The organism is Kitasatospora sp. NPDC023176, assembly GCF_055560495.1.
On the sequence record NZ_JBVHIP010000063.1, the window covers coordinates 1 to 26,418 of the forward strand.

At 69.8% G+C, this 26,418-nt stretch carries 25 protein-coding genes and 4 pseudogenes; 22 read left to right on the plus strand and 7 right to left on the minus strand.

From position 1 onward, the window contains the following. The 9 genes and pseudogenes from cas1 to ACZ3YL_RS40980 all read left to right on the plus strand — a co-directional run. A pseudogene (gene cas1, locus ACZ3YL_RS40940) lies at positions 1-371 on the plus strand (CRISPR-associated endonuclease Cas1); the annotation flags it as partial. Positions 372-381: 10 nt separating this feature from the next. Next, positions 382-645: pseudogene (locus ACZ3YL_RS40945) on the plus strand (DciA family protein); the annotation flags it as partial. Between the two features lie 37 nt (positions 646-682). Beyond that, on the plus strand, positions 683-1,459 hold the full coding sequence (locus tag ACZ3YL_RS40950) for a CAP family protein (RefSeq protein WP_465662779.1): 777 nt from the start codon (positions 683-685) through the stop codon (positions 1,457-1,459). A 271-nt stretch (positions 1,460-1,730) separates the two neighbouring features. Further along, positions 1,731-1,883: a hypothetical protein gene (locus ACZ3YL_RS40955; protein ID WP_465662781.1), complete on the plus strand. Its 153-nt coding sequence runs from the start codon at positions 1,731-1,733 to the stop codon at positions 1,881-1,883. A 288-nt stretch (positions 1,884-2,171) separates the two neighbouring features. Beyond that, positions 2,172-2,402 carry a hypothetical protein gene (locus ACZ3YL_RS40960; protein WP_465662783.1) on the plus strand — a complete coding sequence of 77 codons (231 nt, stop codon included), beginning with the start codon at positions 2,172-2,174 and terminating at the stop codon, positions 2,400-2,402. Continuing rightward, positions 2,392-2,649, plus strand: a complete 258-nt coding sequence (locus tag ACZ3YL_RS40965; RefSeq protein ID WP_465662785.1) for a hypothetical protein — start codon at positions 2,392-2,394, stop codon at positions 2,647-2,649. The genes ACZ3YL_RS40960 and ACZ3YL_RS40965 overlap by 11 nt, the downstream gene beginning before the upstream one ends. 143 nt (positions 2,650-2,792) lie before the next feature. Continuing rightward, on the plus strand, positions 2,793-4,688 hold the full coding sequence (locus ACZ3YL_RS40970) for a zinc finger domain-containing protein (RefSeq protein ID WP_465662787.1): 1,896 nt from the start codon (positions 2,793-2,795) through the stop codon (positions 4,686-4,688). Positions 4,689-4,832: 144 nt separating this feature from the next. Next, positions 4,833-5,118 (plus strand): annotated as a pseudogene (locus tag ACZ3YL_RS40975) (isochorismatase family protein). Between the two features lie 354 nt (positions 5,119-5,472). Next, complete coding sequence (locus tag ACZ3YL_RS40980) at positions 5,473-5,559, plus strand: type II toxin-antitoxin system RelE family toxin (RefSeq protein WP_465662824.1); 87 nt, start codon at positions 5,473-5,475, stop codon at positions 5,557-5,559. 326 nt (positions 5,560-5,885) lie between these two features. Here ACZ3YL_RS40980 and ACZ3YL_RS40985 read toward each other — a convergent pair whose 3' ends face one another. Then, on the minus strand, positions 5,886-6,896 hold the full coding sequence (locus ACZ3YL_RS40985; RefSeq protein ID WP_465662789.1) for a quinone oxidoreductase family protein: 1,011 nt from the start codon (positions 6,894-6,896) through the stop codon (positions 5,886-5,888). A gap of 526 nt (positions 6,897-7,422) precedes the next feature. Between ACZ3YL_RS40985 and ACZ3YL_RS40990 the strand changes: the two genes are divergently transcribed. The 6 genes from ACZ3YL_RS40990 (at position 7,423) to ACZ3YL_RS41015 (ending at position 11,782) form a co-directional block, all read left to right on the plus strand. Beyond that, on the plus strand, positions 7,423-7,623 hold the full coding sequence (locus ACZ3YL_RS40990) for a hypothetical protein (RefSeq protein WP_465662791.1): 201 nt from the start codon (positions 7,423-7,425) through the stop codon (positions 7,621-7,623). A 723-nt stretch (positions 7,624-8,346) separates the two neighbouring features. After that, positions 8,347-9,495 (plus strand): hypothetical protein, encoded by a 1,149-nt coding sequence (locus ACZ3YL_RS40995; protein ID WP_465662793.1) that lies wholly within the window; start codon positions 8,347-8,349, stop codon positions 9,493-9,495. Positions 9,496-9,534: 39 nt separating this feature from the next. After that, positions 9,535-9,900, plus strand: coding sequence for a hypothetical protein (locus ACZ3YL_RS41000; protein WP_465662794.1), 366 nt, complete (start codon positions 9,535-9,537; stop codon positions 9,898-9,900). 196 nt (positions 9,901-10,096) lie between these two features. Next, positions 10,097-10,366: a hypothetical protein gene (locus ACZ3YL_RS41005; protein WP_465662796.1), complete on the plus strand. Its 270-nt coding sequence runs from the start codon at positions 10,097-10,099 to the stop codon at positions 10,364-10,366. A 130-nt stretch (positions 10,367-10,496) separates the two neighbouring features. After that, positions 10,497-11,264, plus strand: coding sequence for a hypothetical protein (locus tag ACZ3YL_RS41010; protein ID WP_465662798.1), 768 nt, complete (start codon positions 10,497-10,499; stop codon positions 11,262-11,264). Then, positions 11,261-11,782 carry a hypothetical protein gene (locus tag ACZ3YL_RS41015; protein WP_465662800.1) on the plus strand — a complete coding sequence of 174 codons (522 nt, stop codon included), beginning with the start codon at positions 11,261-11,263 and terminating at the stop codon, positions 11,780-11,782. The genes ACZ3YL_RS41010 and ACZ3YL_RS41015 overlap by 4 nt, the downstream gene beginning before the upstream one ends. A gap of 136 nt (positions 11,783-11,918) precedes the next feature. Here the strand turns inward: ACZ3YL_RS41015 and ACZ3YL_RS41020 are convergent, their stop codons facing one another. The 3 genes from ACZ3YL_RS41020 to ACZ3YL_RS41030 all read right to left on the minus strand — a co-directional run bounded on the left by ACZ3YL_RS41020 (position 11,919) and on the right by ACZ3YL_RS41030 (position 14,014). Beyond that, on the minus strand, positions 11,919-12,494 hold the full coding sequence (locus tag ACZ3YL_RS41020; protein ID WP_465662802.1) for a helicase associated domain-containing protein: 576 nt from the start codon (positions 12,492-12,494) through the stop codon (positions 11,919-11,921). A gap of 66 nt (positions 12,495-12,560) precedes the next feature. Beyond that, positions 12,561-13,445: a hypothetical protein gene (locus tag ACZ3YL_RS41025; protein WP_465662804.1), complete on the minus strand. Its 885-nt coding sequence runs from the start codon at positions 13,443-13,445 to the stop codon at positions 12,561-12,563. A 65-nt stretch (positions 13,446-13,510) separates the two neighbouring features. After that, complete coding sequence (locus tag ACZ3YL_RS41030) at positions 13,511-14,014, minus strand: hypothetical protein (RefSeq protein WP_465662806.1); 504 nt, start codon at positions 14,012-14,014, stop codon at positions 13,511-13,513. A 303-nt stretch (positions 14,015-14,317) separates the two neighbouring features. Here ACZ3YL_RS41030 and ACZ3YL_RS41035 point away from each other — a divergent pair, with 303 nt between their 5' ends. From ACZ3YL_RS41035 to ACZ3YL_RS41060, 6 genes are all read left to right on the plus strand, one after another. Next, positions 14,318-15,832, plus strand: a complete 1,515-nt coding sequence (locus ACZ3YL_RS41035; RefSeq protein WP_465662808.1) for a peptidoglycan-binding protein — start codon at positions 14,318-14,320, stop codon at positions 15,830-15,832. Then, positions 15,829-16,524, plus strand: coding sequence for an ABC transporter ATP-binding protein (locus ACZ3YL_RS41040; protein ID WP_465662810.1), 696 nt, complete (start codon positions 15,829-15,831; stop codon positions 16,522-16,524). The genes ACZ3YL_RS41035 and ACZ3YL_RS41040 overlap by 4 nt, the downstream gene beginning before the upstream one ends. Beyond that, positions 16,521-17,789, plus strand: coding sequence for an ABC transporter permease (locus ACZ3YL_RS41045; RefSeq protein WP_465662812.1), 1,269 nt, complete (start codon positions 16,521-16,523; stop codon positions 17,787-17,789). Before ACZ3YL_RS41040 ends, ACZ3YL_RS41045 begins: the two co-directional genes overlap by 4 nt. 197 nt (positions 17,790-17,986) lie before the next feature. Then, entirely contained in the window at positions 17,987-21,985 is a 3,999-nt protein-coding gene (locus ACZ3YL_RS41050; protein WP_465662814.1) for a golvesin C-terminal-like domain-containing protein, read from the plus strand. 68 nt (positions 21,986-22,053) lie between these two features. Next, the gene (locus ACZ3YL_RS41055) at positions 22,054-22,392 is read left to right on the plus strand and encodes a hypothetical protein (protein ID WP_465662816.1); all 339 of its coding nucleotides are present in this window, start codon (positions 22,054-22,056) and stop codon (positions 22,390-22,392) included. Positions 22,393-22,652: 260 nt separating this feature from the next. Then, positions 22,653-23,066: a hypothetical protein gene (locus tag ACZ3YL_RS41060; protein ID WP_465662818.1), complete on the plus strand. Its 414-nt coding sequence runs from the start codon at positions 22,653-22,655 to the stop codon at positions 23,064-23,066. A gap of 279 nt (positions 23,067-23,345) precedes the next feature. Here ACZ3YL_RS41060 and ACZ3YL_RS41065 read toward each other — a convergent pair whose 3' ends face one another. The 3 genes and pseudogenes from ACZ3YL_RS41065 to ACZ3YL_RS41075 all read right to left on the minus strand — a co-directional run. Continuing rightward, on the minus strand, positions 23,346-24,260 hold the full coding sequence (locus ACZ3YL_RS41065; RefSeq protein ID WP_465662820.1) for an IS3 family transposase: 915 nt from the start codon (positions 24,258-24,260) through the stop codon (positions 23,346-23,348). Continuing rightward, positions 24,257-24,574: a transposase gene (locus ACZ3YL_RS41070; protein WP_465662822.1), complete on the minus strand. Its 318-nt coding sequence runs from the start codon at positions 24,572-24,574 to the stop codon at positions 24,257-24,259. The genes ACZ3YL_RS41065 and ACZ3YL_RS41070 overlap by 4 nt, the downstream gene beginning before the upstream one ends. Positions 24,575-24,886: 312 nt before the next feature. Beyond that, positions 24,887-25,003, minus strand: a pseudogene (locus ACZ3YL_RS41075) (IS982 family transposase); the annotation flags it as partial. Positions 25,004-25,104: 101 nt separating this feature from the next. Between ACZ3YL_RS41075 and ACZ3YL_RS41080 the strand changes: the two are divergent. Further along, positions 25,105-26,301, plus strand: a complete 1,197-nt coding sequence (locus ACZ3YL_RS41080) for an IS4 family transposase (protein ID WP_465662823.1) — start codon at positions 25,105-25,107, stop codon at positions 26,299-26,301. The last annotated feature ends 117 nt before the right edge of the window (positions 26,302-26,418 follow it).

Sequence of the window (26,418 nt, forward strand, 5' to 3'; positions counted from 1 at the left end):
GCACGGCCACCATGCAGCAACTGCGCGGGCGAGAAGGCGCCCGTATCCGAAAGCTCTACCAAGCCGAATCACGCCGGACCGGCGTCCCCTGGAACAGCCGCGTCTACAAGGCCGGCGACGCCTACGCCGCGGGTGACGACCTCAACCGGCCCCTATCGGCGGCCAACGCGGCGCTGTACGGGATCTGCCACGCCGTCATCACCGGCCTGGGCGCCAGCCCCGGCCTCGGCTTCGTCCACACCGGACTGGCGACCTCGTTCGTCCTCGACATCGCCGACCTCTACAAGGCCGAATACACCATCCCTCTCGCCTTCGACCTCACCAAACAAGGCCACACTGAGGAACGGGACGCCCGACTCGGTCTGCGTGACTCGCACATCCATGTCCTCCTCGATAGAAGGCGGCACCCTCATCGTCGCCCTGGTCACCGCCCACAGCTGGACCCTCGGCACCGCCGGCGGAGGCCTGCGCGACCGCTGGCCCACGATCGTCAGCCCCGACGCCGCCACCCACTGGCACCTCGCAGGCTACGACCCGACCACCCGCCGCCTGCGCGTGGTCGCCGACTCCCCAGCCTGGGCCGCCCAGCTGCGCCTCCACCACCGCCGCATCCTCACCGCCCTCGACCAGCTACGCCCCGGCACCCTCCGGGCCATCGACGTCCGCGTCGGCCCCGCCCCCCGTGGTGCACCACGACCAGGACCCCGACGATCGGCCCACCACGCAGGCGGCCCGGCCACGCTCGCCGACCACACCGCCCCGTGTCCTTGCCGCCCGTGCCGCGTTGGATTTCTTGATCAGCGCCTACGGCAAGGAGTACGCGGTGAAGCGTCGGATCTGGAAGGCCGCCCTGGTGGCGGGCGTGGTGATGGTGGCGACGCAGCCCGCGTGGGCCGGCGGGTTTCCGCGGGCTTCATTGCGGGACAAGACCGACGCCGCGTTCCAGCGGGACTGTTTGAGTGCCATCAACGTGGCGCGGGCCAAGCATGGGGTTCCCGCGCTGACCACCGACCAGAAGGCGGTGGACTACGCCAGGAGCCGGGCACAGCACGAGTCCACCGGTCACAAGCTCGACCTGGGCCACGACGGTCCGGACGAGTCGTATGGCGAGAATCTGTTCTGGGGATCGAACGGCTACCTCTCAAGCAGCCCGAACATCGTCCCCAGGTCCTGCACCGACGCGGTCAACAGCTGGTACAGCGAGGTCAACGACTACGACTTCAACACCCCCGGCTACCACGACAGGACGGGCACCTTCACACAGCTCGTGTGGAAGTCCACCACGTCCGTGGGCTGCGCCGAGGCGGCCGGGCCAGGCGTGGCCGACACCCACGACATGTTGGAGACGTACGTCGTGTGCGAGTTCACGCCGCGGGGCAACATCATCATCGACGGTGTGCCGAACGGCTCCGGGCAGACGTACTACGTTGAGAACGTCCTGCCACCGAAGGCGCAGTAGGACGTCACTCTCACCGAACCCTTCCTCGAACGTGATCTGTCAACTACCGTCGGCGGCGCGATCACATCGAGCAATGGGGTGCCTCCAGGAGCGCGGTCGAGGACACCCCGACCACGGACGCCAACGAGCACGCCCGCCAACAGCGCGAGCGCCACTGCGCCGCCCTCGCCGTCGCCCTCGCCACCCGGACCAGGGCGATCCCGCTGCGCCCGACCCGGCCCAGCTGGCAGGCAGAGCGCGGTCCGGTGGTGCTTCCTTCCTCGAACCTACGTTGTACCAAGGTCATCGCCGCCTGCTGCCACGCCTGGTCCTGCGCACCGACGAGCAGGCGATGGCCTCCCTGGCCTCCCCGATCAGCGGGCCGAAGTGGACCCTGGCCGCCGACGTCTTCGCCCGGCTGCGCTCCGGCAGCGGCGACCGGTGACCGACCAGCCCATCGAACCGTCAGTCCCGGATCCCGTTTCGCCCCGGCGGAGCACTACTGGCAGTGGGGCGATCTTCGACCACCTACCAGATCTGGTAGGTGGTCGCGACGGAAGTGTGGACCACCGACCGAATTCGGTCGCTGGTTCCACGGCATGGACGGCTTCCGGGCTGGGAGCACCTACGAAATCTCGTAGGTGCTCCCCCGAGACCCTCCGCTTGGATAGCGTGGTGACACACACCCACGGGCGTGTGTCAGCCCGTCACTCGTTCGTCCGGGAGAAGAAGTATGACCGAGCACGATGACGCTAGCCGGAAGCCTGTCAGCCAGGCTGAGGCTAATGCGTTGCGTTCCTGGGCCGACCGCGAGCGACATGACGCCGAGATGCTCGCACAAGTGATCGAAGATATTGCCGTCAACGGCCTGCCCGACGTCGAGAAGTGCGTTCCCTGGGAGGAATTGCGCGATCAGCACCTCGCCGAGCTCGCCAGCGGGCAGACTGGGCAGCGTGTCGCCTAGCCATGCTCCCCGCCGGGCCCGGGTTTTGTTCCACCCCCCGGCTTCCCAGCAGATCGAGAAGCTGACCGCCGACGAAACGCATCGCCTCGATCGCGCGCTCGTCGCTGTCTCGGTACGCCCCGATATTGGGGTGCTGAGAGCCGACGTGCCGATCCGCGATTATCGAGACGAGGTTGAGGGTGTCCGCGTCATCTATGTCGCGACCGCCCTGAAAAGCATCGTGATCGCGGTGTACGTCGAGGTCTAAGGTCGCTACCGCCAAGCTCTACCTGAACGAGCCGAGGGGCTTCGACTTCCCTCGGGTGCTCTGTGACTCAGGCGCTGGCCCAACGGCCCGGGTACGCGAGGGCTGACCGCGTCCGCGGGCGCTGGTCGGTTAGGAGGGTGTTGTTGGCGGGTGACAAGCGGCGCATTCAGACGGCGGTGTTGGGCAGCGCGGTGTCGGATGATCCGCTGATCCTGCCACTGGAAGCGATCGAGCTGGACGCCTTCCGTCATCGCCATGCCGAGGACACGTTCTGGTGCGGGCTGCTGCTCGGCGGCTGTGGCGCGCAGCTGACGACGAAGCTGTACACGGACCGGGTGTGCCATTTCGCGCACTTCCCCGACCCCACTGGGATGCATGTGTGCGATCGGCGGGCCCGGGATGTGTCCAGCGCCGACCACCTGTACGTGAAGTCCGCCGCGCAGGCCTGGCTACATGCCCGAGGCCAGCAGGCCGCCTTTTACTTTGCCCGGCCGGACGGCGTCCCGGTCGGTTCGCTCGTCGACATTGTCTTCGAGGACCCTGCCGCGACCTTGCGCGTTCACCTCGACACGGTGGTGCCGCCGTCGTGGGATGAGGAGGGCGTTGAGCCGGTTCTCGGCGTATCGGTCCCGGTCACCGCCGAGGTCCTGGTTAGCCGGCGGTACGTGCACCGGGTGCGCCTTGATAGCGCGGGCACGGAGCGGCAGGTGCGAATCGGCACGGAGACGTTTGCCCGCCCCACCGAGTGGTTCGGCTTCGACGAGTGCGAGATGACGGAGCGGGGGTTGCGGACCCCGGCGGTAGAACGGATCACCAGCGCACGTGTCGCTCGGCCCCGGTTCCTCGCTCCGCGCCCGCAGGAGCAGGCGCCCGCGGTCGTGCGGAAGCCGGACCCCGTACGGCGCCTGACCGCTGCCATAGGTGCTGGCTCCGTTCGCACGGTGGCGTCCCTGTGTGACGAGTACGAGGCCTCCGGGCTCCTGCAAGGACAAGAAGTCGAAGAACTCGCCACCGCACTCGGCCAGGCGCGCGCCTGGCTGGCCGAACAGGCCTCGCTGCGCAGCGAGGTGTTCGGGCAGTTGAAGGAGGCCGTGGGGCAGCGCAAGGCGAGCTCGGTGCGGACACTGCTCGCCCGGGCGGACGCGGTCGCCAGCACCGATCGCAGCAGGGAGGAGGACGACGTCGCCCGGAGTGCGGCGATGTTCCTGGAGGATCAGAAACGCCATGCCCGGTGGCCGCACCGGGACGCTGAACAGGCCGCCCGCGAGGCCGCGGCACGGCGCCCGCGGGTCTATCGAACAGTCCCACCGCCGCGGGACCGCGTGTCGGCCGCGGAGCGGACCGCGCATCGCCGCATGCGAGGCGTTCTCAGCGATCTGAACCGCCTGGGGGATCGGATCTCGAACAACACCCTGCTGCTCATGGTGGGCTCTCTCGACACGCTCGTGAGGGCGGCAGGAACCTCCGTCACAGCCGCTGAGCGTGGAGACGTCGATCGGTGGCGCACCCGGGCAGGCCGCGTACGGACCCGGGCCGCAGCCCGTTCCAAGGAGATGCCTGCGGGTCCAGGCCCGCGTCAGCGCGGCGAGGCCCGGGCGGCAGCATCGGCTGACCAGCTGCGTACGACAGCTCCCGCCCGGTCAGACAAGGTCGAAGCGACGGACGCGTCGAACGGTCCGGTGCGCCTGTCGGCGGGTCAGCTGTCCGACGTGGCCGCTGCGGTACGCGGGGCGTTGAAGAAGGCCGCCCGTGAAGGCTCCCTCACCTCCTGGTCACGGTTGCGCCGCCAGCTCGGCGGGGCCCTGCCTGCTCTCCATCCTGACGACCGGTTGAAGGTGTTGCTGGAAGTGGAGAAGGACACTGCGGCTGACGAGCCGTTGCTGTCCTCGCTGCTGGCTGCGGACGGCGCCGGGTCTCTGACCTTGTACCGCGACCTGGCCGCGCGACAGGGACGGAACCTCCCTCCTGGCGACACGGCAGCCCGTACGCACTGGCAGACAGAGATCCTCCGGCTTCAGCAGCTGTTCCGGTACCGCTGACTCGGCGTCGCCCGTGTGTATCGTGCGGGCGCCTTCCCGCTACGTCGCACCGGATCCCCTTAGGTTCGGGGGAGCCAGCTGACCGGGGTAAGAAACTGGGTCGAGCTCCTGCCCGAGCTGGGCGCCCAGCCGAGTGATCTGCGGGTGACCAAGACCAACTGGGGCGCCTTCACCAACTCCACCCTGCACGCCCAGCTCCAGGAGCGGGGCGACACGCAGGTGGTGCTCGCCGGCATCAACACGCAGATCGGCGTGGAGACCAACACGCACCGCCTACGAGCTCGGCTATCACGTCGTGCTGGTGACCGACGCGATGACCAGCTTCGACGCGACCGCCCACGACCACAGCGTCACCCGCATCTTCCCGCGCCTGGGGCAGAACACCACGACCGAGGATCTTCTCGCCGTCCTCGCCACCCGCCCCGCCTGACCCGACCCCAGGGCCGGCTTCCACCCCGGTCTCCCCGCCCGAGGGTTGGGGAGACAACTCCAGCAGGTTTGACCAACCCACCAGCACCGGCCGGGGAGATTCAGGCAGCGTCATCAGTGCCGGGCGAGGCGGTCCGTCGGCGAAACCACGGGCGTGCCGCACGAGCAGGTCCGCGCGCAGCTCGGCCTGGGGCCGGTCGCTTGAGCTACACGATCATCTGGGATGCACCGGCTATCAACGCGGCCGCCCGCGACGCCGACGGGCTGCGGCAGCTCATGGACGCCGTCGACCTGCTCGCGGACTCCCCGCGCCCGCCGGGAAGCGCGGAGTACGGCTGCGCGGACCCTGCGCCGGATGCACGTCGGCCGCTACCGGGTCCTGTACGAGATCGCAGACACAACGGTCACCATCATCGTGATTCACCTCGGCCGGATCGGCTGATACCGGCCCCGGGGCTGTGGACTCCCGTGCCGATCGGCGGCCAGGGCCGGACCGAACCATGTCCCTCAGCAAGGCCTGCGCCCGGCTTCGCACCGCCAGCCCTCCCAACCGTCCGCGTCTGAGGGTCGCACCTAACGGCAAGAGGGCGCACTCCCGTGGGAGTGCGCCCTCTGTGCGGGGCCGTGGTCATCCGGACGTCGGGGCCTGGTGGATTGCTTCAGGGGTTCCGACGGCCAGAACTACGTCTGTCCCGTTCTTCCACGAACGCAGCGAGTCGCCGGTTTTCTTCTGCACCTGGGCGGAACTTCCGACCTCGTCACCCGCGATCAGCTCTGCGTCTCCTCGCGGCGTCCAATAGCGGCCGCATCGGGTACGACGAGCAGCTTGCCGGTGGTACGCCGAGCCTCCAGATCGCTGTGGGCCTGGGCGGCCTCGGACAATGCGTAGCGGCCCGTTACGGTGACCTCAAGCGCCTTGGAGCGCACCCACTCGAACACATCGGCGGCCCGTCGGAGCAGTTCGGACCGATCGGCGATGAAGTCCCCGAGGCTGGGCCGGGTCAGGGTCAGCGAACCGCCGTGGGCGAGCCGAATCGGATCAAACGGAGGCACGGCACCACTTGCCGCGCCGAAGAGCACGAGATGGCCGCGGGTTCGCAGGCTGGCGAGGCTCGCGTCGAAGGTGTGCGCGCCGACGCCGTCGAAGACAACCGGCAGTCCCTGACCGCCGTTGAGTCGCCTCACCTCGGCTGCGAGATCGTCGACTTCGGAGGAGAGGATCACCTCAGCGGCCCCGGCACGCTTCGCCAGTTCGGCCTTCGCCGTGGTCGACGTCGTGCCGATCACCCTGCCGCCGAGGTGGGTGATGAGCTGGGTCAAAAGCAGCCCCATGCCACCAGCAGCCGCATGCACGAGCACCGTGTCGCCCCCCTGAACCGGGTAGGCGTCCTTGACGAGATAGTGCGCGGTCATGCCCTGGAGGAGCACGGCGGCGGCTGCCTCGAAGCCGATATCGTCGGGCAGCGGCACCAGCCGGGAGGAGTCCACGACGGCTTGCTCGGCATACGTGCCGGGAATCTCCACCCAACCGACCCGGTCCCCGACTGCGACGTCAGCGACGCCGGGTCCAACTTCGACGACCGTGCCGGCGCCCTCAGCGCCCGGGGTGAAGGGCAGCGGGAGGCTGTACCGGCCTTCGCGGTGGTAGACGTCGAGGAAGTTGACCCCGGATGCGGCGACCTCCACGATCGCCTCGCCCGGGCCCGGCCGCGGCTGGTCCACCGTGGTCTCCTGCAGCACCTCGGGACCGCCCACTTCGTACACCTGAATCGCTCGCATGACCCCTCCAATAACGGCTGATCCCCCACCAACCCCGTTGATGGCGATCCGATTCCCGGCAAGCAGACCAGCCCGCCGCCCCCGCCGAGAGCTGAGACACCTGCTTTGCACCCGGGTATGGGACAGGAGACCGAGGCCGTCAAGGGTCGACGAAGGCACCACCCACCGTTTCCGCACCGCAGTACGGCCGCCCACTGGTCTCACGGGCGACGAAAGGGGTCCCGGGCAGCTGGGAGGCTGCGCGTTCGCCAGCGATGGTCACGCGCGCGGTGGTGATGAGGTTCTGGAGGCCCCACGGGATCTGACCGGTGTTGCGCACGATGGTCCCGGCTTCCGGCAGAGTCTTCGGTCACGTCCCGGCCGGACCGCATCTGACCGCAACTGTCCGAGTATGACTAAACACTTTGCGTGAAAGATTTTCTGCACGTTTTACGGTTGCCGTTCGCTTCATAGGTGGAGGCGCGTGCCTCCGGCGCCGCGAAGGGCGTCGGCGCCTCCTCACATCTGCTCTCTTTGGGGAGGGAACGTGGACCACGACAGTACGGCGCGCCTGGTCACGGCGGCCGTAGCGGCGAGAGTGTTCGGCCGCGACGGCGTCCGGCTGGCCCGGCGGCTGCTGTCGGCCGGGGTGCGGATCGGGATCGACGACCTGGTCGCCCGCACCGGCGCACACCGTCCGGCGCGGGCGACGAAGACGGTACCGGCGGCACCGGGGGAGGAGCGGTGACCTGGGCCGACGCCGCCGATCCGGAGGACGGAGCGATCGATTTCACCGTGGCCGGGAGCACACAGGACCTGCCCTACGAGGCGTGGCCGGAGGGCTGGCAGACCAGCTACTGGGCGTTCCACCGCAGGGTGCGCGCCCGTTACCTGGAGTGGGCCTACCTCCAGCTCGGGTCGGACGCGGACGCCGAGGATGCCCGAAGGGGGTGGCCGGGGTGGTCGCGCGAGACCTGGGCGACGTGCTGTGGTTGCTGGCCTATGGCCTCGACCCCTGGGAGGCAGCCACCCCGTGCTCGCCCGACCGGCTCCGCCGTCCCGACCGGAAGCGGACGACCATCCGGAACGGTTCGCACCGGGCCGGCGCCGGTCAGGTGCAGCTGTGGTCGAGCCGGCCGCCCAGGAGTTCCCCGACTTCGACGGCACCATCATGGAACTCTGCCGCTGACCGAGGTCATCGCCAGCTGCTGGTCCCGCCCTTCGCCCCGAAACGCCGGGCCGGAGGGCGACCCCCGCCAGCGCTGTCCCCCTGCTCCCGGTCGCCCGCTATGCGGTTGTGTCGCGAGCGTCGGACAGCGGCTTGAAGACTGCGACGGTTGGGCAGTCTTCCGGCCGTGTCAGCGCGTCGGAGAGGGGTCCGATGGGAAGGGCCAGTAGGGGAAAGCGTCAACGCTCCCGGGACCAGGCGGGGGAGTGGACGGCCACCGGGGCGGCTCGGCGGGCCCATGAGATGGTCCGTCACAGTGTCGAGACGCTCGACAGCCCGTTCATCCGGGCCATGATCGCGCGGAACTTCCAGCACGGCTTCACGGACAGCTACCGCACGGGGGTCCTGACCGGCGGGCTGAGCGAATCGCAGGCCCGCGCGTACGCGATGTCGATCACTGTCGGTGCGGTCGGAGTCGCGCCGCCGCACAACGATGACCTCGACAAGTACGCAGACTGGGCCGTCTCGCAGCATCTGGGTCTGCTTCGTTCGGCGGAGGTGTTCGTGATTTCCCCGGCGGCGCACGCGGCGGTGATGGCGGCGGCTGCGACGTTGGAGATCGCGGACACTGCGACCTTGGACCGTGAGGCGGATCTGCCGGTGCCGGCGGGGTTGCTCGTGTTGCCGGAGCCGGTGGTGCTGGCGAACAGGGTGGGTGTGCTGTCGGACATTGCGGCGTTCGGCTGGACGCCGATCCGGATGTTCAACGGGTGGCCGCCGGTCGAGGGCGGGTTGCCGGGGGTGCGGGTGACGCTGTTCATGGACCGGGACGAACCGGTGCAGCCTGAGGAGTGGCGTCTGGCGGTCTCTGTGGCGCGCTCGGCGGGGACGCCGATGCCGATGCTCGTGCCGGACGGGATGGAGGGCATGGTGGGCGACGGGAGGTTCGCGCAGCTGTCGACCGAGGAGTTGCACGAGCAGTCCGCGAGGATCCAGGAGGTCCAGCACGCGCTGCGGCATCACGCGCAGGCGCGCCGCCAGGTCCAGGAGGTCGGTGAGTGGTCCAGCGGTGAGGTGGTCGAGGACGTGACGCAGGATTTCGTGCGGCGGTACATGTTCGCGTTCTGGCGGCTGGCCTCGCAGAAGTCGACCCAGGTGTCCTTGCATCGGGAGGGGGCCAGCTGGGAGTCGGGAAGGCTGCTCGCGCTGGGCAGGCCGCCGCGCGATGTGCGGGTCGTGCAGCTCGCGGCTCGGCCGGCTGGTGGCAGCGATGATGATGGTGGCGCGGCCAGGGCGTACCGGCACCGGTTTCCGGTGCGCATGCACAAGGTCCGCCAGTGGTATCCGAGCCAGGGCATCCACAAGATTATCTGGCGCGGCCCCTACATCAAGGGCCCTGCAGACGCCCCGCTGCTGGTCACGGAGAAGGCGTTCGCGCTGACCCAGCCCTAAACCGTGCGGTGTCAGGTCTCCACGAAGGGTCTGTTCGGTGTGCTGCTGACGACCTGTTCGCAGATCGGTAGCCTCGGCGCCATGGAAGACGATCAGGTACTCGAAGGCGCCGTCCACCTGGACGAGTTCGCGGCCCTCGCCCGGAAGTGGGCTGAGCAGGACGTGCGGCCGGAGGACGTGCTCAAGATCGGGCGGCTGGCGGCGGTGGTCGGGGAGTTCGCCGCCGGGGTCGCGAAGGACCGGGCCGACAGGACCTGCTCGACGCGGTCGCCGAACTCGACGAAGCGGTCGGCGCGAGCGACCCGGCCGCGCACCGACGCCGGCTGCGCGCGGCTGCTCGGTCCGTTGAGGCAGGGGAGCGGGCTGGGGCGGACCGCGTGGATCCCTACCTTGCCGTGGTGGTGAGGCCCAGTGGGGACGTGGTGTTCGTGAAGCATTCGATGTCCGCGTACGACGGCGCCAACCACATGATCGCCTCCGTCCATGTTGCCGGTGACCTGGAGAGCATGGAGTCCGGCGGCTGCCGGCCAACGAGCTGCAGGTCAGCCGCGCGGGCCTGTGGGCCATGGTCCGGGAGGACTCCCCGCACGAGCCGAACCCGGTGGCCGAGCACATGCTCGACGCCGTCGCCGACCCGGATTTGCGCGGGAAGCTGCGGGAGATCCGCGGACCGCTCGCCTTCCTGTACCGGCCGAACACGGAAGGCAGGGGCGGGCACGACACCGTGCCGTTCCCGGCCCGGCTGTTCCGCGAGCTCGGCGTCGTGCACCACCAGGTCACCACGGTGCTCGAGCCTGCCACCGGCGACCAGCCGGCAGCCGTCGGCCCGGCCCGGTTGCGGCCCACGGAGCCGGCAAGCCGAGCTTCATGACCGGCCCGCCGGGACCGTCCGGCGGGCCGGACGCCATCCCCGACCGGGCCCGGTCCCGGGCCGGCAGTTCACCAGGAGGACGCGGGCCGTCGATGCCGCCCTCCCGCCATCGCAAGAGCAGGGGGATTTCATGTCCGAGTTTCCGGGCCGGGACCAGCTCAGCGTGCTGAGCAAGCCGGAGCTGGAGGCCCTGGCCGCGCTGAACGAGGCGGTCGGCGACCTCGCACACGAGTGGCATTCGGCAATCGCGGTCGAGCGCCGGGCCCGCTCGCTGGGCGACAGCGCCGAGCGCCGGCTCGACGGGGCGTCGTTCGACTCCCACGCGCAGGCGCTGAGCGGGTTCTACCACCACGCGTTCGTGTACGGGCGGGGCATCGAGGCCCTGCTGTGGCGCTACGCCAGCGCAGGCGCGGCCCTGGGCATCACCGTGCTGGACCGCGTGGTCACCGGGAAGCCTCCGCTGGACCAGGAGAGCCTCAAGCGGCTGAGCGAGGAACCGACCCTGGCCGAACTGGAAGCGCTGCTCAGGATCCCGGTCGACCGGCTACTGGGCGCCCGCGACGCCGACGCGATCACCCGAGCGAACGAGCGTCGTCAGCGACTGCTCGATGGCATCGAGGTGGCGTACGAGATTCTCACCGACGACATGATCGAGGAACGACTCGACCGGCCGACGGCGGCCGCCTCCCAGCTGTCCATCGTCGCCGTCGAGGGCTGCGACCCCCCCCATGGGCCGCACTGCTCAGCGGCATCCACATCATCGCCGACCAGACCCCCTACGAGATCGCCTACGCCAGCCGCGCCTGAGAGCCCCCGCCTGCCAGGCCGCCAGCTGCCGCCCGCTCAACTCGAAGCGGGGCATCGGCCGAGAACCCATCCACGAGAGGAGACGGCGTGACGTACGCCGCCGACGACCACCAGCTCGCCCAGGTCCACCTGCAGGCCGCCGTGGCCCAAGCCGCTCTCGGAGAGTTCGATCCCGCCTGCCGGCGCCTGGACACGGTACTTGCCCTTCGCGGCTTCGACCTGCTGTCGATGGCCCGCGCGACGGCCGCCTTCCTCGACTCGATCACCATGGTGACCGGCAACGAGTGGGCCACCGGCAAGCTCGTCTCCAAGACCGACGAGCAGACCGAGAGCCTGGACGAGCGGGTGCCGCCCGCCCGCGCGCACACCCTGCGGCTGATGTCTGCCTGGTCCTCGAAAGACCCCGACTCCTTCGAGGCGCTGTTCACCGTGGCGGCCGGCGACGATGCTGCGGCCGAGCACGTACGGGACCTGTTCGTCTACGCGCTGGAGTGGACCGAGCACAAGGCCGCGAACTCAGTGAACCCGCAGTCACTGGTCAAGGCCGTCTGCTCGGCGCTGACCGAGCACGGCCCCTCCCACTGGCCGTGGAAGCGCCCGAAGGACTAACGAGCCCCGCCCACCACTACGCCGCCCTCGCCCCGGCGCGGCCCCGCCTGCGCCCGCCGTGTTCCTCGGACACGGCGGGCGCAGGCGGGCAGAGACGGCCTGGAGCGCTTCTCGGCGGGCGCCGGGCCCGCCGGTCTCAGCGCCAGTCGAGCTCGAGCGCGGCGAGCCGCTCCAACTGCTCGGCGGTCAGCTTCGCCCGGCGGCTCTTGGTGTTGGAGATCCACACCCCGAGCTTCACCTCTACCGTGCCGCCGTCACCGTCCTCGATCTTCTCCACGTGCTGGCGCGGCACGGTCACCGAACCGGTGCGCTCCCGGTACTGGGCGAGCGCGGCCACGCCCCGGTCGAAGGCGCTCGGCTTCCCGGCGCCGGCCTTCTTCTTCGGCGTCGCCTCCTCGGCCGGGGCCGCCAGCGGTTCGACGCCGAGCGCAACCCCCCGGCAGCAGATCCGCCAGCTGCGCCCCGCCGTCCAGGCAGTCGGCGACGGCGGCGTAGTGGCGCTGCCAGTCCAGCGGCCACGCGGGGTTCCAGTCCGGGTCGATCTCCGCGAGGGCCTCCACCCAGGCCGGGCGGCCGGCGAGCACGCCGGGCCGGCGCTGATTGGACAGCCACTGCCCCACCGGCTTGTCCAGCGCGGTGGCCGTACGGGGGGGCGGCGAGGGTGCCGTGGTGCTCGAAGTACTCCCGGCACGCGGCCAGGTTCTCCTCCCACGCTGCGTCCAGCTGACCCGACACCATCCCCAGGGTTTCCAGCCGCCTTACTTCCACCAGATGCTATTCAGCCCAGGGAGGAGGCCCGCTTGACCACCGCTGTGTTCTTGTCGCGCTCCTCGGTCAGGGCGAGTTGGTTCGCCGCGATCAGCTCGTTCTGGATCCGCACTTCGTCCTCGAACCACATCCGGGGCAGGTCCGTCTCCCGCTTGCAGGCGATGTCCGCGGTCGCCGAGGCGATCTCGGCCGGGATGACCTCTCCCGAACCGCGGTTCTGCAGCTGGTCGGTGGCGGTCAGCGGACTGGTGGCTGAGTAGCCCTTGGCCTTCATACACGTGCTCCACGCGGAGATCACCTGGACGACTGTCGGGTCTGATTGGGAGCGTTCGAAGCTGTCCCCGTTCAGCTGGTTGACCAGCGACTCGTTGATCCGGCCGATCTTCTGGTCGGACTCCCCTAGGCAACCGCCGTCGGGAATGTGGGGGTCAGTGGCCTTTATCCCTTTCTCGTCCTTGCCCGTGAGCGCCACGCCGGCTGCCTTGCCGGGCTCGTACAGCGGCGGGTCTGCGGGGTTGCCGGCCAGGTGGTAGCCGAACTTCTCAGCCTCCTCCGGGACGCTGATCCCGTAGCGGCGCGCCATGTTGGCACCGTCGAAGTTCGAAGGCGGGTAGCTTCCCGGCTGCGGCGGGTCGTAGTCGAACCCCAGCCCCTTCATGCACTCGCGCTGGATCCGCCGCTTCGCCTGTTCGACCGCCAGTCGGCTCGGGTAGCCCGTCATGTACGCCTGGAGCGGCAGCACCATGCCCTTGACCAGCCCGCTGTCCACCGTCGCGCCGGGCGCCTTCGCGTCGCCCGCCGGGCCCGCCGCCGTCGCGGCGGGCGCCTTCGCGCCACCCGTCGCCGAGGGTCTCGGCGTGGCCGCCGTGCAGCCCGCCGAACCGGCGGCCAGCACGGCCAGTGTCAGCCAGGCCGCGGTGCGGCCGGCAGGGCGTGGTCCTTGGAACGTTGCCGGCCGCATCAGCCGTTGCGCCGGTGGGACGCGTTGTTGTTGTGCAACCGGGAGATGAGGTTCCCGTTCGAGTTCGGGTCGAACGTCTGCGCCGTCCCGTTAAAGTTGGAGTTGTAGAAGACGGTGTAGCTCGCCCAGGCGTCGCCGTTGACGACGGAGGCCGCATCGTTCTTGAGCGCATAGCCACTGCCCTCGGAGTTGGCCTCGCAGTGCGAACCGCCGAGGTTGGTCCGGAGATACTGGTCGGACCAGCCGAACTGATAGAGGCTGATGATGTTGCCGTTCGGCGAATTGACGCCGTAGTGGTCGTCGATGCTCTGGCTCGACAGGAAGCACGGACTGGTGGACACGCCGTTGCTCGCGGAGTTGTAGAAGATCCCGAAGCAGTACGACTTGTCCTGGTAGCCGCAGGTGTCGGAGACGTAGTCGAACGCGTGAGCCGGGACGACGGACGCGAAGGTGGCCAGGGCGGCGCCGGCGGTGGTGAGCAGGGCGGCCATTCTGCGCTTCATTTCCACTCCTTCGGAGGCGTTAAACACAGGGACGAAATGCACGTAGATGCACCTGGGGGCATGCGGAAGTACGCACAGGAAACGCACCTGGAAACGCTCGACGGAACGTGCAAGCAGTGCACGCGATCCGAGCGGAAGAATTGCCACCCCCCCGGGTAGCCGCCGTCCATCGTCACGTCGACCCGACGAATCGTCAAGTGTGATGCGGAACACCCTTGCAGGTTCACGCAGACAGCCGAAAACGGCGTTGCTAACGTTCCGTCAGCATGCCTAGGGTCTGTGTTCGCATGGCTACCGAGGGCTTTGGCCCGCCCGTGGGCGGAGCTTCCACGGCCTTCGCCGGATCATTCGGCTTTACTTCGGGGGGAACTGAAGATGCCAGCCGCCGCGCGCCGACGATCGGTGCTGATTGCCACCGCATTGGTCTCGATCGCCCTGTCCGGCGCGGGTGCCGGGGCGTCGCTGCTGATCAAGTCGCCGGCCCAGGCGGCGGCCGAGACCGGGCCGCCGCCGCCCGACGTCCTGATGGCTCCGGTGGAGCGGCGCGTGCTGACATCGACGGTGGTGACGCGCGGTCAGGTGACTGCCGGGCGGACCGTCGACGTGACGCCGGCCGGGAACGCCGGCAACGGCGGCGCCCTGCCGGTTGTGACCCAGCTGCCGCTCAAGGCCGGCGACGAGGTGAAGTCGGCGTCTTCGGTACTGGAGGTCGCGGGCCGGCCAGTCTTCGCGCTGCCGGGTGAGCTGCCGGTCTACCGGGACCTCAGGCCGGGCACGAAGGGGGCGGACGTGAAGCAGTTCCAGGACGCCCTGGCCGGCGCCGGGTTCCCGGTTACCGGGGACGAGCCCGGCATTTTTGGGGAGGCGACGAAGGCGGCCGTCGCCGGCTTCTACGCGGCGCACGGGTACGACCCGTTGCCCGCCGCCCAGGACGGGGAGCAGCGCGTCTCTGCGGCTCAGGACGCCGTGACGAACGGAGAGCGAGCCTTGGCCGATGCCCGGGATCAGCTTCAGCCGGAGGCCTCCGGCGGTGCCGGTCCCGCTTCACCGGCCCCCAGCGCATCTGGCCGGAGCAGCAATCCATCAGCGTCCGGCCCTGCGGCAGCCAAGAAGCAGGTCGCACGCGCCGCCGAGGACCTGGAACGCCTGCGCGGCAAGCTGGCCGAGGCGAAGGCTGCCCGGGGCCCGATGGTGCCGGCCGCCGAGCTGGTGTTCCTGCCGTCCTTCCCGGCCCGGGTCGACAGCGTCGCCGGTCAGGTCGGGAGCACCGTCAACGGCAAGGTGCTTTCCCTCTCCGCAGGTGCCCTCGTGGTCCGGGGGAACCTGACGGCCGCAGAGCGCGGTCTCGTACGGCCCGGGCAGAAGGTGGAGGTCTTCTCCGAGCTGACCGGAACGAAGGCGTCCGCCACGGTCGCCTCGGTGGCCGATGCCGTGGCCGCCCCGCAGGCCCAGGACGGCGGCGCGGGGAAGCCCAAGACGGCGGGCCCGGGCAGCGGCGCCGGGTACCAGTTGCTGGTCCAGCCCGACGGCCCGCTGGACGTCTCGCTGGCCAACCAGGATGTTCGTCTGACGATCGTGGCCGCCTCCTCCCCTGGCCCGGTGCTGACGGCGCCGCTCTCCGCGCTCTCCGCCACGGCGGACGGGAAGACCGTGGTCACGGTGGCCGAGGCCGGGCAGCGGCGGCGGGTGGAGGTGACCCCGGGGACGACCGGCGCTGGCAGCGTGGAGGTGCGGCCGACGACCGACGGTTCACTGCACGAGGGCGACCAGGTCATCGTCGGCGTCAAGAGTCCCGCCGCCGGGGCGGGTGCCAAGTGAGCCCCGCCGTCGTCGAGTTCCGCGGGGTCGGACTCACCTACGCCGGTCCTCCGCCGGTCGAGGCCTTCAAGCCGTGCGACCTCGTCATCGAGCAGGGCGAGTACGTCACCGTCACCGGCCCGTCCGGCTCCGGCAAGTCCACCTTCCTGAACATCACGGGCCTCCTGGACACCCCGACCATGGGGCGGTACCTGTTGGACGGCATCGACACGGCGGCGCTCCCGGACGGCGACCGGGCGGCCCTACGCGGGAGCCGGATCGGCTTCGTGTTCCAGTCTTTTCACCTGCTGCCGCACCGCTCCGCCACCGAGAACGTCGCCCTGGCCATGCTGTACACCCGGCAGCACGGCCACCTCGGCCACGCCGTCCGGCACGAACGGGCTCGCGCCGCGCTCGATCGAGTCGGGCTGGGCCACCGGCTCGATGCCATGCCCACCCGGCTGTCCGGTGGGGAGCGCCAGCGCGTGGCCATCGCCCGCGCCCTGGTGGGCCGTCCCTCGCTGCTGCTGTGTGACGAACCCACCGGCAACCTGGACACTGCGACGGCCGAATCCGTCCTCGCGCTCCTCGACGACCTGCACGCCGGCGGCATCACGATCGTGTTGATCTCGCACGACCCCGGGGTGGCCGCACGCGGTGGGCGCACGCTGTCGATCCGCGACGGCGGACTGACGGAACTGGTGACCCGGTGAGCATCCGCATAACTCTCCGGCGTCGTGAGCGCGTTCGGCCCGACTGCCCGCCCCGGGCGGGCGAACCGTCCAGGCTGTCGGGCCGGGACCTGCTCTCCGAGGCACTGACCGGAATCCTGCAGCGCCCCGCGCGCTCGGCGCTGACCGGGCTGGGCACCGTCCTCGGGGTCGGGACGTTCGTGGCCGTTCTTGGGCTGGCCGCGACGACCTCGTCCCAGGTCGACTCGCACTTCAACGTCCTGACCGCCACCGAAGTGTCCGTCGAGGACATCGGCGGCACGGCGGAACTCCCAGCCCTGTCGTTCCCCACCGACGCCGACGCCCGGGTACAACGCCTCCATGGGGTCACAGCGGCCGGCGTCTACTGGAACGTCCGGCTGGCCGATGACGCCGTGCGGTCGGCGCCGGTCGGCGGCGCGGCAGGTGGCGAGCGGGCCCAGGTCGTGGCGGCCTCGGCGGGTGTCCTGGCCGCCGCGGAGCCGCACCTCCTCCAGGGCCGGACGTTCGACTCCTGGCACGACAGCACCGCGCAGCCGGTGGCCGTGCTCGGCGCAGGCGTCGCCGCCCGATTAGGAATCTCCACGCTCGACGTCCAGCCTGCAGTCTTCATCGCCGGGCAGCCGTTCACCGTCATCGGGATCGTGGACGACGTCCGGCGCAAGGCAGACCTCCTCTCCTCCGTCACCGTTCCCCGGGAGACGGCGACGAGGCTGTGGGGGGCGCCGTCCGGTGACCGGGCCAAGATGATCATCGCCACCCGGATCGGTGCCGCCCGGCAGGTCGCCGGCGAGGCTGCACTCGCGCTCGATCCGGTCCGCCCGGAGAACTTCCGGGCCGTTCCGCCACCGGATCCGCGAAGCCTGCGCAGCACTGTCACATCCGACCTCGACCAGCTGTTCCTGCTGCTCGCCGCCATCTGCCTGGTGATCGGGGCCATCGGCATTGCGAATACCACGCTGGTCGCGGTGCTCGAACGCACCGGGGAAATCGGACTCCGGCGCGCGCTCGGCGCCCGCGGTCGGCACATCACTGCCCAGTTCCTCGCCGAATCGGCCGGCCTCGGCCTGCTGGGCGGACTCATCGGCACTTCGCTCGGCGTACTCACTGTGCTCGGCGTGGTGCTCGTCCACGACTGGACCCCGGTCATCGCGCCGGTCACCGTCGTGGCGGCTCCGCTCATTGGCCTCGCCACCGGCCTCCTCGCCGGCCTCTATCCCGCTTGGCGCGCCGCCCGGGTCCAGCCCGTGGAGGCGCTTCGGCGGTAGAGGGGCCCGGGTTCGGGCGCATGCCGAATTCCCGGCGGAAGTTCCTGGCGACCGGGTATCAGGCGGCCTTGCCTCGATGACCGCGTATCCGGCGACCGAATTTCCCGTGGCCGACTTCGGCGGTCCCGGCGCCCAGTCTGTGTCCGCAGCCGACCGGCTGTTCCACGTTCTCCACGAATCGAGAATCAGGGGGTTCCATGTCCTTCCGACCACGCTCGGCCATCCTGGCCGGCGCGTTCGCACTACTGCCCGCCTTGGCGGTCGCGTTACCCGCCGCCGCCGATCCGCCCGCGCCGTCCACCGCGCTGTCCACGCCCGCCCCTGGCACCCAGCCCGACCAGCCGCCGGTGCCGTCCAAGGTAACCGACCCTGACACATCGCTGCCCAAGGACTGGCGCAGCTCGCAGGACCGGGCGGTGACGCTGGCCGGTGACGGCAGCGGTCTGCACGTGCTGGCCGCCGAGAGCGGCCAGGCCTACCAGTGGCGCACGGTCACCACCCTGTCCGAGCCGGGGTTCAGTACGGACCTGTGGGTCGGAAACTCGTGCGTCACCGGCTCGGGCCGGCGGGCCGTCGTGGTCTACGCGCCGCGGCAGTTCGTCAACCGGCCCGAACTGCTTCAGCGCGGCGCCTTCGCCGCGGTCGTGGACCTGACCTCCGGTGCGGTGACCAAGCTGTCCGAGACGGTCTCGCTCGCCTACTTCGACCCGGGCTGCGGCGCGGACGAGACGGCGGTGCTCACCCAGAACGGGGACACCGACCTCGGGCAGACCCGGCTGCTGACCGTCGACACCGAAGCCGGGCGGATCACGCGGACGGTCACCGTGCAGGGGCAGGTCACCTCGGCGGTGCCCACCCGCAGCGGTCTGGTGGGCGCCCTCGGCGCACGGCTCAGCAAGATCGACGACGCTGGGCACGCGACCGAAATCGCGACCACCTCGGGCGCGGCGAGCAACGTCCACCCGGACACCGACGGCGGCATCGCCTTCATCGACCACGCCGACGGCCGGGCCACCGTGAAGCGGCTGGCCGACGGCCAGGTCGCGACGCTCGCCCAGGCTCCCACCGGCGAGATCGCCCTCCAGCCGGGCGCGGGCGGCAAGTTGTTCGTCACCGGCAAACCCGAGCAGGTCGCACCCCTGCCCGGCACGGTCCAGGCGCTGGCCGTGCCCGTCGATGCCGTGGTGTCCACCAAGGGCGCCCTCGCCGTCGACGAGTCCGTGTCCACGAGCGCCCGCAGCCTCGCCGCCCACCCGCTCACGGCCCCCGCGCAGGAGGCCGGCGCCCGGGTCGAGGTCAAGGCCGAAGTCCCGACCACCGGCAAGAAGCTGGCGTTCTCCGTCGCCCCTGACACGGACACCGACCACGCGCAGGGCGCCAACGGCTCACCGGCTCTCAGCCGCCCCGCCGCCCACGGATCCGCCACCCCGCGGGCTAAGGAACTCGCCCCGGCCGACGGCGCACCCGACACGGGCAGCGGCAACGGCAGCGACACCGCCGACGAGGACCGGACCTGCTCCGTCCCCCGCAACGACCCCACCCAGCAGGCCTACCAGCCCACCCCCAACCAGGTCGAATGGGCCGTCGACATGGCCGTACGCGGCCAGCTGACCGCCCAGTGGATACGCCAGGGCGGCTGGCGCACCCAGGACGGCCTGGGCACCGTCGACCCGCAGGCCATGTTCCCGCTCCCCAGTCTGACCGGCGCGCCCAACGCCCACATCCCGCCGCAGGTCCTGCTCGGCGTCCTCGCCCAGGAGTCCAACCTCTGGCAGGCCGAGGGCGGCGCCCTGCCCGGCCAGACCGGCAACCCGCTCACCGGCGGCTACTACGGCCACCCAAAGGCCGACCCCGCCCATCCACAGGACGTCTGGCAGATCAACTGGGACAAGGTCGACTGCGGCTACGGCATCGGCCAGCAGACCGACGGCATGCACGGCCCCACCGGACTGCGCACCGGCGACGTCGTGTGGCCCTATGACAAGCAGAAGGCCGTCGCCCTCGACTACGCCTCCAACATCGCCGCCGCGGCCAAGACCCTCGCCGACAAGTGGAACGAACTCCACGACCTGGCCCTGCCCAACCCGCTGACGCTCAACGACGACGACCCGACCAGCGTCGAGAACTGGTTCACCGCCGCCTGGTCCTACAACTCCGGCCTCAACAAGTACAACCCGGCCGCACCCTTCACCCAGTGGGGCCTCGGCTACCTCAACAACCCGATCAACCCCCTCTACCAGCCCGACCGCAAACCCTTCCTCGACGCCAACCACTACGCGGACGCCGCCCATCCCCAGTACTGGCCCTACCAGGAGAAGGTCCTCGGCTGGGCAGCCTGGCCGATCGACACCGGCCGCTCCTACGACGACAACGGCAACCTCAACAAGGGCAACACCGCCGGCTACTCCGCCGCCTGGTGGACCAGCAACATCCAGAAGTCGGGCGTGAAACCCCCCGTGGACACGTTCTGCAACGCCAGCAACAACTGCGACCCCAAGAGCCCTCCGCGCTGCGAGGTCGACCACATGGGCCCCTCCTGCGACCCGCCGTACTGGTACCACGCCACGGCCTCGTGGAAGAACTGCAAAACCGCAGCCTGCGGCCACGAGTACATGACGTACAAGACCCTGCGCACCGAACCGGGCAACGGCAACACCGGCGCCCCGGACTGCGGCGCACCGCCCGCCGGAGCACTCGTCATCGACTCGGTCTCCGGCCAGGTCCCGCCCATGCGCGACGGCTGCACCCGCACCTGGAACAACGCTGGCACGCTCAGCTTCGGCTTCGCTCCGGACCAGGCCAACCACTACGAGGCCAAGGCCGACCTCCACCAGATCGGCGGCGGCTACGGCGCCCATTTCTGGTACGCCCACACGCGCAGCGACAACGCGTCGGTCAGCAACCCGGGCAACGACGTGACGCAGCCGGTGAACGCCACCGGCCCCATGGCGATCACCGGTTCCTGGCAGCTGGGACAGCAGGTCTCCGGCTGGCAGCGCGTCATCGTCCACCTGCCCGACACCGGATCGCAGACCCAGCAAGCGATCTACACCATCCACCTCGGCGACGGCACGACCCGCAACCGGGCGATCAACGCCTACGCGAACACCAACAGCTGGGTCAGCCTGGGCGTGTTCAACTTCCAGCCCGGGAGCGACTTCCAAGGTGTCTCGCTGAGCAACTGGACGCCGGACGGCGACGCCTCCGAGGACATCGCCTGGGACGCCGTGGCATTCCAGCCGCTGCCGGGCAAGCCGAAGGACATCGTCGTGCAGATGGGAGACTCCTACTCGTCCGGTGAGGGAGCCAAGCCCTACCTAATGGGCACCGACGTCGGCCCCTACGCCGACCAGAAAACTGACACCTCGCCCGGCCGCTCCTGGAACGCCTGCCGCCGTAGCAAGAACTCGTGGATCCGCCAGACCGTGCTCCCCGGTGACAGCCAGAACGTCGGCGCGCTGGCGGACGGCCTGGACACCAGCCTCGACTACCACACGGTGGCCTGTTCCGGGGCGTTCGTGGGCAACATGATCGCCAACCAGCAGTGGGGCGTGATGGGCCAGCACCACGAGATCCCGCAGCTCAAGTCGGGCTTCATCAATGCGGATACGACCGTCGTCGCGCTGACCGCGGGCGGCAACGACGCCGGCTTCGGCCAGGCCATGGCGGGCTGCGGAGACCCGACCTCCCAGTGCCCGGACGTGACCGAGCAGAACACGCGGATCGACAACGTCAAGCAGCCCCTCACCGACCTGCTCGCCGCGATCCACGACAAGGCGCCCAAGGCCCAGATCATCCTCCTGGGATACCCGCAACTGTTCGGCGACATCAGCAAGATGAGTCCCGGCTGTAGCGTCGTGCTGCCCTCGCGGGTGGCCACCGTCAACGGGTTCTCCGACCGCATGCGCGACATGCAGGACGCGGCGGCGACCGCCGCCAAGGCGCGGCTCGACCCGGTGCCGGTCATGTTCTACTACCCCGGGGTCGAGTTCCTCGGCTACAAGATCTGCGACGACAGTCCGGGAATCAACGACCTGGTGGCCGGCCCCTCCACAACGGGCGGTGGAGACTACTCGTGCCCCGGCAGCGTGGTGTGCCCGAGCATGGAGAGCTTCCACCCCAACAACACCGGCGTCCAGCGCTACGCCATCGCGCTCCAGAACGCCCTGAACGGGCCTCCGACGAGCGGACAGTGACCGTCGGCTGACACAATCGCCGGGGCCCGGACGACAGTTCGGGCCCCGGCTTCGACCCGTGGGGAGACATGAACGACGACGATCCATACCGCCGGCAGGTGAGCGGGTGTTCGGTGGTCCTGACCGTGCTCGTGCCGCTCGCGCTGCTGGCGATGCTCGGGTACCTGGCACACGTCCACTCCACCTCCCACCAGCCCGGACTCTGGAGGGAGGCGCTGATCATCGTCGGCGTGACGGCCGCCGGGGCCGCCGTCGGGGCGGGCTGGTCCTGGCTGGCGTCACGGCGGACCGACCGCCTCTGGTTCTCGACGGGGCTCGGAGCCGCCGTCCCCGTACCGTTCCTGGCCGTCTACACCTTCCTGAGCACACTGCACGCCGGTCTGGCGGGCGCCCACATCCCCTGGTGAGCAGTTCGGTTCGGTGACGAAGCGCTCGCGGTGGCAGGCAAACCAATACTGGAAGTCCAAGGACGACGAGGTGGGCAGGGAGGCTCAACTGCCCCGAGGACCTCGAACTGGCGAACCTGACGGTCGACCACGCCCTCCAGCTCGTCGCCGTCACCGCCGCCCAGCCCACTGTCCACGCGGCCAACCAGCGGCTGCTGGCCCTCTTCGCCGCGCTGCCCACCCCGGAGGACGACCTCGAGTTCTGGCGGGCCTTCGGGACGATGGCCGGCAACGGCTACTTCCTGCTGGGCAACCTCCAGAACTCCGTGCGCCTGACCTACATGTACACCACCGAGACGGCCCTCGCCGGGCTCCTGCTCTCCGGGTTCGACGAGGTGCCCGACGACCGGCGCGAGGCCCTCGCGAAGCTCGTCGGCAACCACCTCGGTGTCGGTACCCGAGCCGGGCACCTGTGGATCGCCGCCGTCGAGCAAGCCGCGCTGGCGGCGGTGGTCGCCTCGCGACTGCCCAGGAACACCGAGCAGGTCGAGAGCTTCCGCGACGGCTGGCGCCTGGGCTGTGCGGGAGGTCCCACTTTCATGCCCAGCCGACCAGAGGATCGCCCAACCGAGGCCGCAGACTCGAACTCACGATCACCACGCTCGATTGAGCAACAGCTAAAGGTTGTCCCGTAACCGGGGCCTGGCGTCTCGCGGCATACTGGCGCTCGGTGATGACCTTGGTCGGCTGTCGGGGCGTTCGTGCTTGAGTTGCGATGTGAGGCGGTCCGCTGGGTGGACGATGAGCCGTGGCCCGGGGTGGTCGAGGTTCAGTTCACTGATGCGGGCGGCAGGGCGGCGTTGGTCGCTGTTCGACAAGGCCCCGATCTTCGCGGCGATGGGCGAGCTCGGCCCGGACACGTCGTATCCGGTGGAGGTCACCGTTGTCAATCCCCGGTAATCGTGGAGTCCTGGCTAAGCGGCCTGGGCCTCCTGATGAGCCTCGGTTCGCGCCTTGCTGATGATCCGTTCGAACTCCACGGGCGGTAGTCCGCCGGCCGCGCTGTGTCGGCGACGGGTGTTGTAGAAGTCGGCGATCCAGGTCGCGATCTTCAAGCGGGCCTCTGCGCGGATGGCGAAGCGCTGCCGGTGGATGTATTCGACCTTGATCGTGGAGTGGAAGCTCTCGGCGGCGGCGTTGTCCAGCGCCGACCCGACCCGGCCCATCGACTGGACCACGCCGAGGCGGTCGCACAGCTCGTTGTAGGCCTGGCTGCTGTACTCGCTGCCGCGATCCGAGTGGAAGATCACGCCGTCCACCCGGCCACCACGGGTGGCCGCTGCCATCGTGAGCGAGGCGCCGACCAGGGCGGCGTCGTGGTGGGCACCCATCGCGTAGCCGAGGAGCCGACGCGAGAACAGGTCGATCACCGTGGCCAGGTAGAGCTTGCCCTCGCCGGTGTCGATCTCGGTCATGTCGCCCACCCACAGAACGTTCGGCGCCACCGCGTCGAAGTGTCGATTGACCAGGTCGCGGGCCGCTTTGCGTCTGCCCTGGCGAGTCAGTGACCGGCGTCGGCGCGGGGGCTTGCGGCCCTGGAGCGCGAGCTCGGCCATGATCTTGGCGACGGTGTTCTCCGAGACCTGCCAGCCCTCCGCCCACAGGTCCAGGGTGATCCTGGGCGAGCCGTAGGTACTGCCGGACGCGGCGAAGAAGTACCTTATCCGGTCGGTCAGTTCAGCCCGCCGGACCTCGCGGGCCGTCGGCTCAGCCGGGCGCCGGCGCCACTTGTAGAACCAGGACGCGGACACTCCAAGGGCCCGGCAGGCGGTCGTGTGCGGGACGCCGTGCTCGGTCCTCTGGTCAGCGATGAAGCCCGCAACCGTCACTTCGTCGCCTCCTTCACCCACAGGACCACCGATCGCTTGAGGACATCGCGCTCCATCCCGAGCTCGGCGATCTCCTTGCGCTGCCGGGCGTTCTCATCCCGCAGCCGGCGCAGCTCATCGCGCTCGGACTCGCTCAAGCCTCCCGCCGCCTCCGCGTCCGCCCGGGTCCGGGCGCGGTGGACCCAGTTCTGCAGCGTGCTCGGCTGCACGCCCAGGTCCCGCGCGACCTCCGCGGCCGACTTCCCGGTCTCCGTCACTATGCGCACCGCACCCGCGCGGAACTCCGCGTCGTAAGAGCGCCTCTTCCCCGCCATGACCCTCAACTTCCCCTCTGGTCAAGACTCCACGCTACGAGGGGAATGTCAGTAGCGCCTGGTGGCTGTCGGCGGGACCGACGGCGTTGTCCAGGGCGGTAGCGGTCTGACGAGCCAGGGCTGATTCGTTGGCTGCGAGGTCCCACGTCCCGTCCGTGAGTTGGTGTTCGGCTTCGTGGACGACCTGTTCGACGGCCGTGGACATGATCACCCGCCAGCCTATCGGCGTTCCGGTTGCCGCTCGTCCACTGCTGCGCGCCCCCGCCTGGGGTGTGACCTGCGTGAGGCCAGCTTGGCGTTTTTTGGTGTTTTTTCGGCGTCGCTCAGTCGGGGTGCGATGCCGATCTCGGGCCGCCACGGCGCCAGATGCGGCGATTCCTTCAGCAGGTCGTCGGTCTTCACGTAGAGTGCGGTCGCGAGGGAGGGCAGGCGTCACAACCGACCGTTGGACTCCCTCGCTTCATATCATGCGCGCCAACGAGCCCTTGGCATCAATCATCTAGATGCAATACCGGTGACTTTGGTGGGCTTTGGTCGTTGGACGGGTTGTGCCAAGGCCCGGTCAGGTGAAGTTGTCGGTGGGTGAGCGGTTCTCGGATCGGATCGCGTTGGGGGTGTTGACCCGTGCGTTCCCGCCGGAGTTGGTCGATGAGGTGATCGCCGACTGCGGCCGGGGCGAACAGCGTCGTCGGCTCCTGCCGGCCAGGGTGGTCGTGTACTTCGTCCTCGCCATGTGCCTGTTCTCGGGCCAGGGTTACGAAGAGGTCGCGCGCCTGCTCACCCACGGATTGGAGAGGGAGCGCCGCTGGCAGGACTCCTGGCGGGTGCCGACGACGGCCGCGGTCGGCCGGGCTCGTCTGCGGCTGGGCCCGGAACCGCTGAGAGCCCTGTTCGCCCGGGTCTGCCAGCCGGTGGCGACTTTGGAGACGGACGGGTCCTGGTTTCGTGAGTGGCGACTGATCGCCGTGGACGGCACCACGTTTGACCTTCCCGACCCCTCGGCGAACGCGGAGTTCTTCGGCCGGCCGGGAACCTGCCGGGGGCAGGGGCGCAGTGCGTATCCGCAGGCGAGGGTCGCCGCGCTGGTCGAGTGCGGCACCCACGCCGTGTTCGCGGCCCAGGTCGCACCGCTCACCGTTCACGAGAGCGCGCTCGCCGAGGAGTTGTTCGTCTCACTGACGCCCGGAATGCTCCTGCTGGGCGACCGCGGCTTCCGAGGCTTCGACCTGTGGCGGGCGGCGACCGAGACCGGCGCCGACCTTCTGTGGCGTGCCAAGAGCGATGCCGTCCTGCCGGTCCTGACCGCGCTGGAGGACGGCTCCTACCTCTCGCAGATCTTCGCGGCCCGGGACAAGAACCGCCGCGCCGACCCGACTCGGGTCCGCGTCATCGAGTACACCCTCGGCCGGGGCGCTGACGCCGCTGTCTACCGGTTGGTCACGAGCATTCTCGATCCGCAGGCCGCGCCGGCCGCGGAACTCGCCGCGCTCTATGCCCAGCGGTGGGAGATCGAGACCACGCTCGACGAGATCAAGACCCACCAGGGCGGGCCCCGCCTGGTCCTGCGATCCCAGCACCCTCGCGGCGTCGAGCAGGAGATCTTCGCCTTCCTCCTGGTCCACCACGCTCTGCGCGACTTGATGCATCAGGCAGCCAGACAGGTCAGCCACGATCTGAGGTTCCCCCGACGTGCGGAAGGTTGCCGGAGATGGCCTGATGGGCCATGAGAAGGGAGCCTCTGCCATGGCTGCACCGATGAAGTACCCGCCCGAGTTGCGACGGCGTGCGGTGGAGATGTACCGCACTGCCGACCCGAAGCCCGTGATCCGCAAGATGGCCCGCGA

Excerpts from the sequence above, each read along its gene's own strand:
- ACZ3YL_RS40960 (WP_465662783.1), top strand. The coding sequence starts at position 2,172 with ATGACCGAGCACGATGACGCTAGCCGGAAGCCTGTCAGCCAGGCTGAG.
- ACZ3YL_RS40980 (WP_465662824.1), top strand. The coding sequence starts at position 5,473 with ATGCACGTCGGCCGCTACCGGGTCCTGTACGAGATCGCAGACACAACG.
- ACZ3YL_RS40985 (WP_465662789.1), bottom strand. The coding sequence starts at position 6,896 with ATGCGAGCGATTCAGGTGTACGAAGTGGGCGGTCCCGAGGTGCTGCAG.
- ACZ3YL_RS40995 (WP_465662793.1), top strand. The coding sequence starts at position 8,347 with ATGGTCCGTCACAGTGTCGAGACGCTCGACAGCCCGTTCATCCGGGCC.
- ACZ3YL_RS41010 (WP_465662798.1), top strand. The coding sequence starts at position 10,497 with ATGTCCGAGTTTCCGGGCCGGGACCAGCTCAGCGTGCTGAGCAAGCCG.
- ACZ3YL_RS41030 (WP_465662806.1), bottom strand. The coding sequence starts at position 14,014 with ATGAAGCGCAGAATGGCCGCCCTGCTCACCACCGCCGGCGCCGCCCTG.
- ACZ3YL_RS41050 (WP_465662814.1), top strand. The coding sequence starts at position 17,987 with ATGTCCTTCCGACCACGCTCGGCCATCCTGGCCGGCGCGTTCGCACTA.
- ACZ3YL_RS41055 (WP_465662816.1), top strand. The coding sequence starts at position 22,054 with ATGAACGACGACGATCCATACCGCCGGCAGGTGAGCGGGTGTTCGGTG.
- ACZ3YL_RS41060 (WP_465662818.1), top strand. The coding sequence starts at position 22,653 with ATGGCCGGCAACGGCTACTTCCTGCTGGGCAACCTCCAGAACTCCGTG.
- ACZ3YL_RS41070 (WP_465662822.1), bottom strand. The coding sequence starts at position 24,574 with ATGGCGGGGAAGAGGCGCTCTTACGACGCGGAGTTCCGCGCGGGTGCG.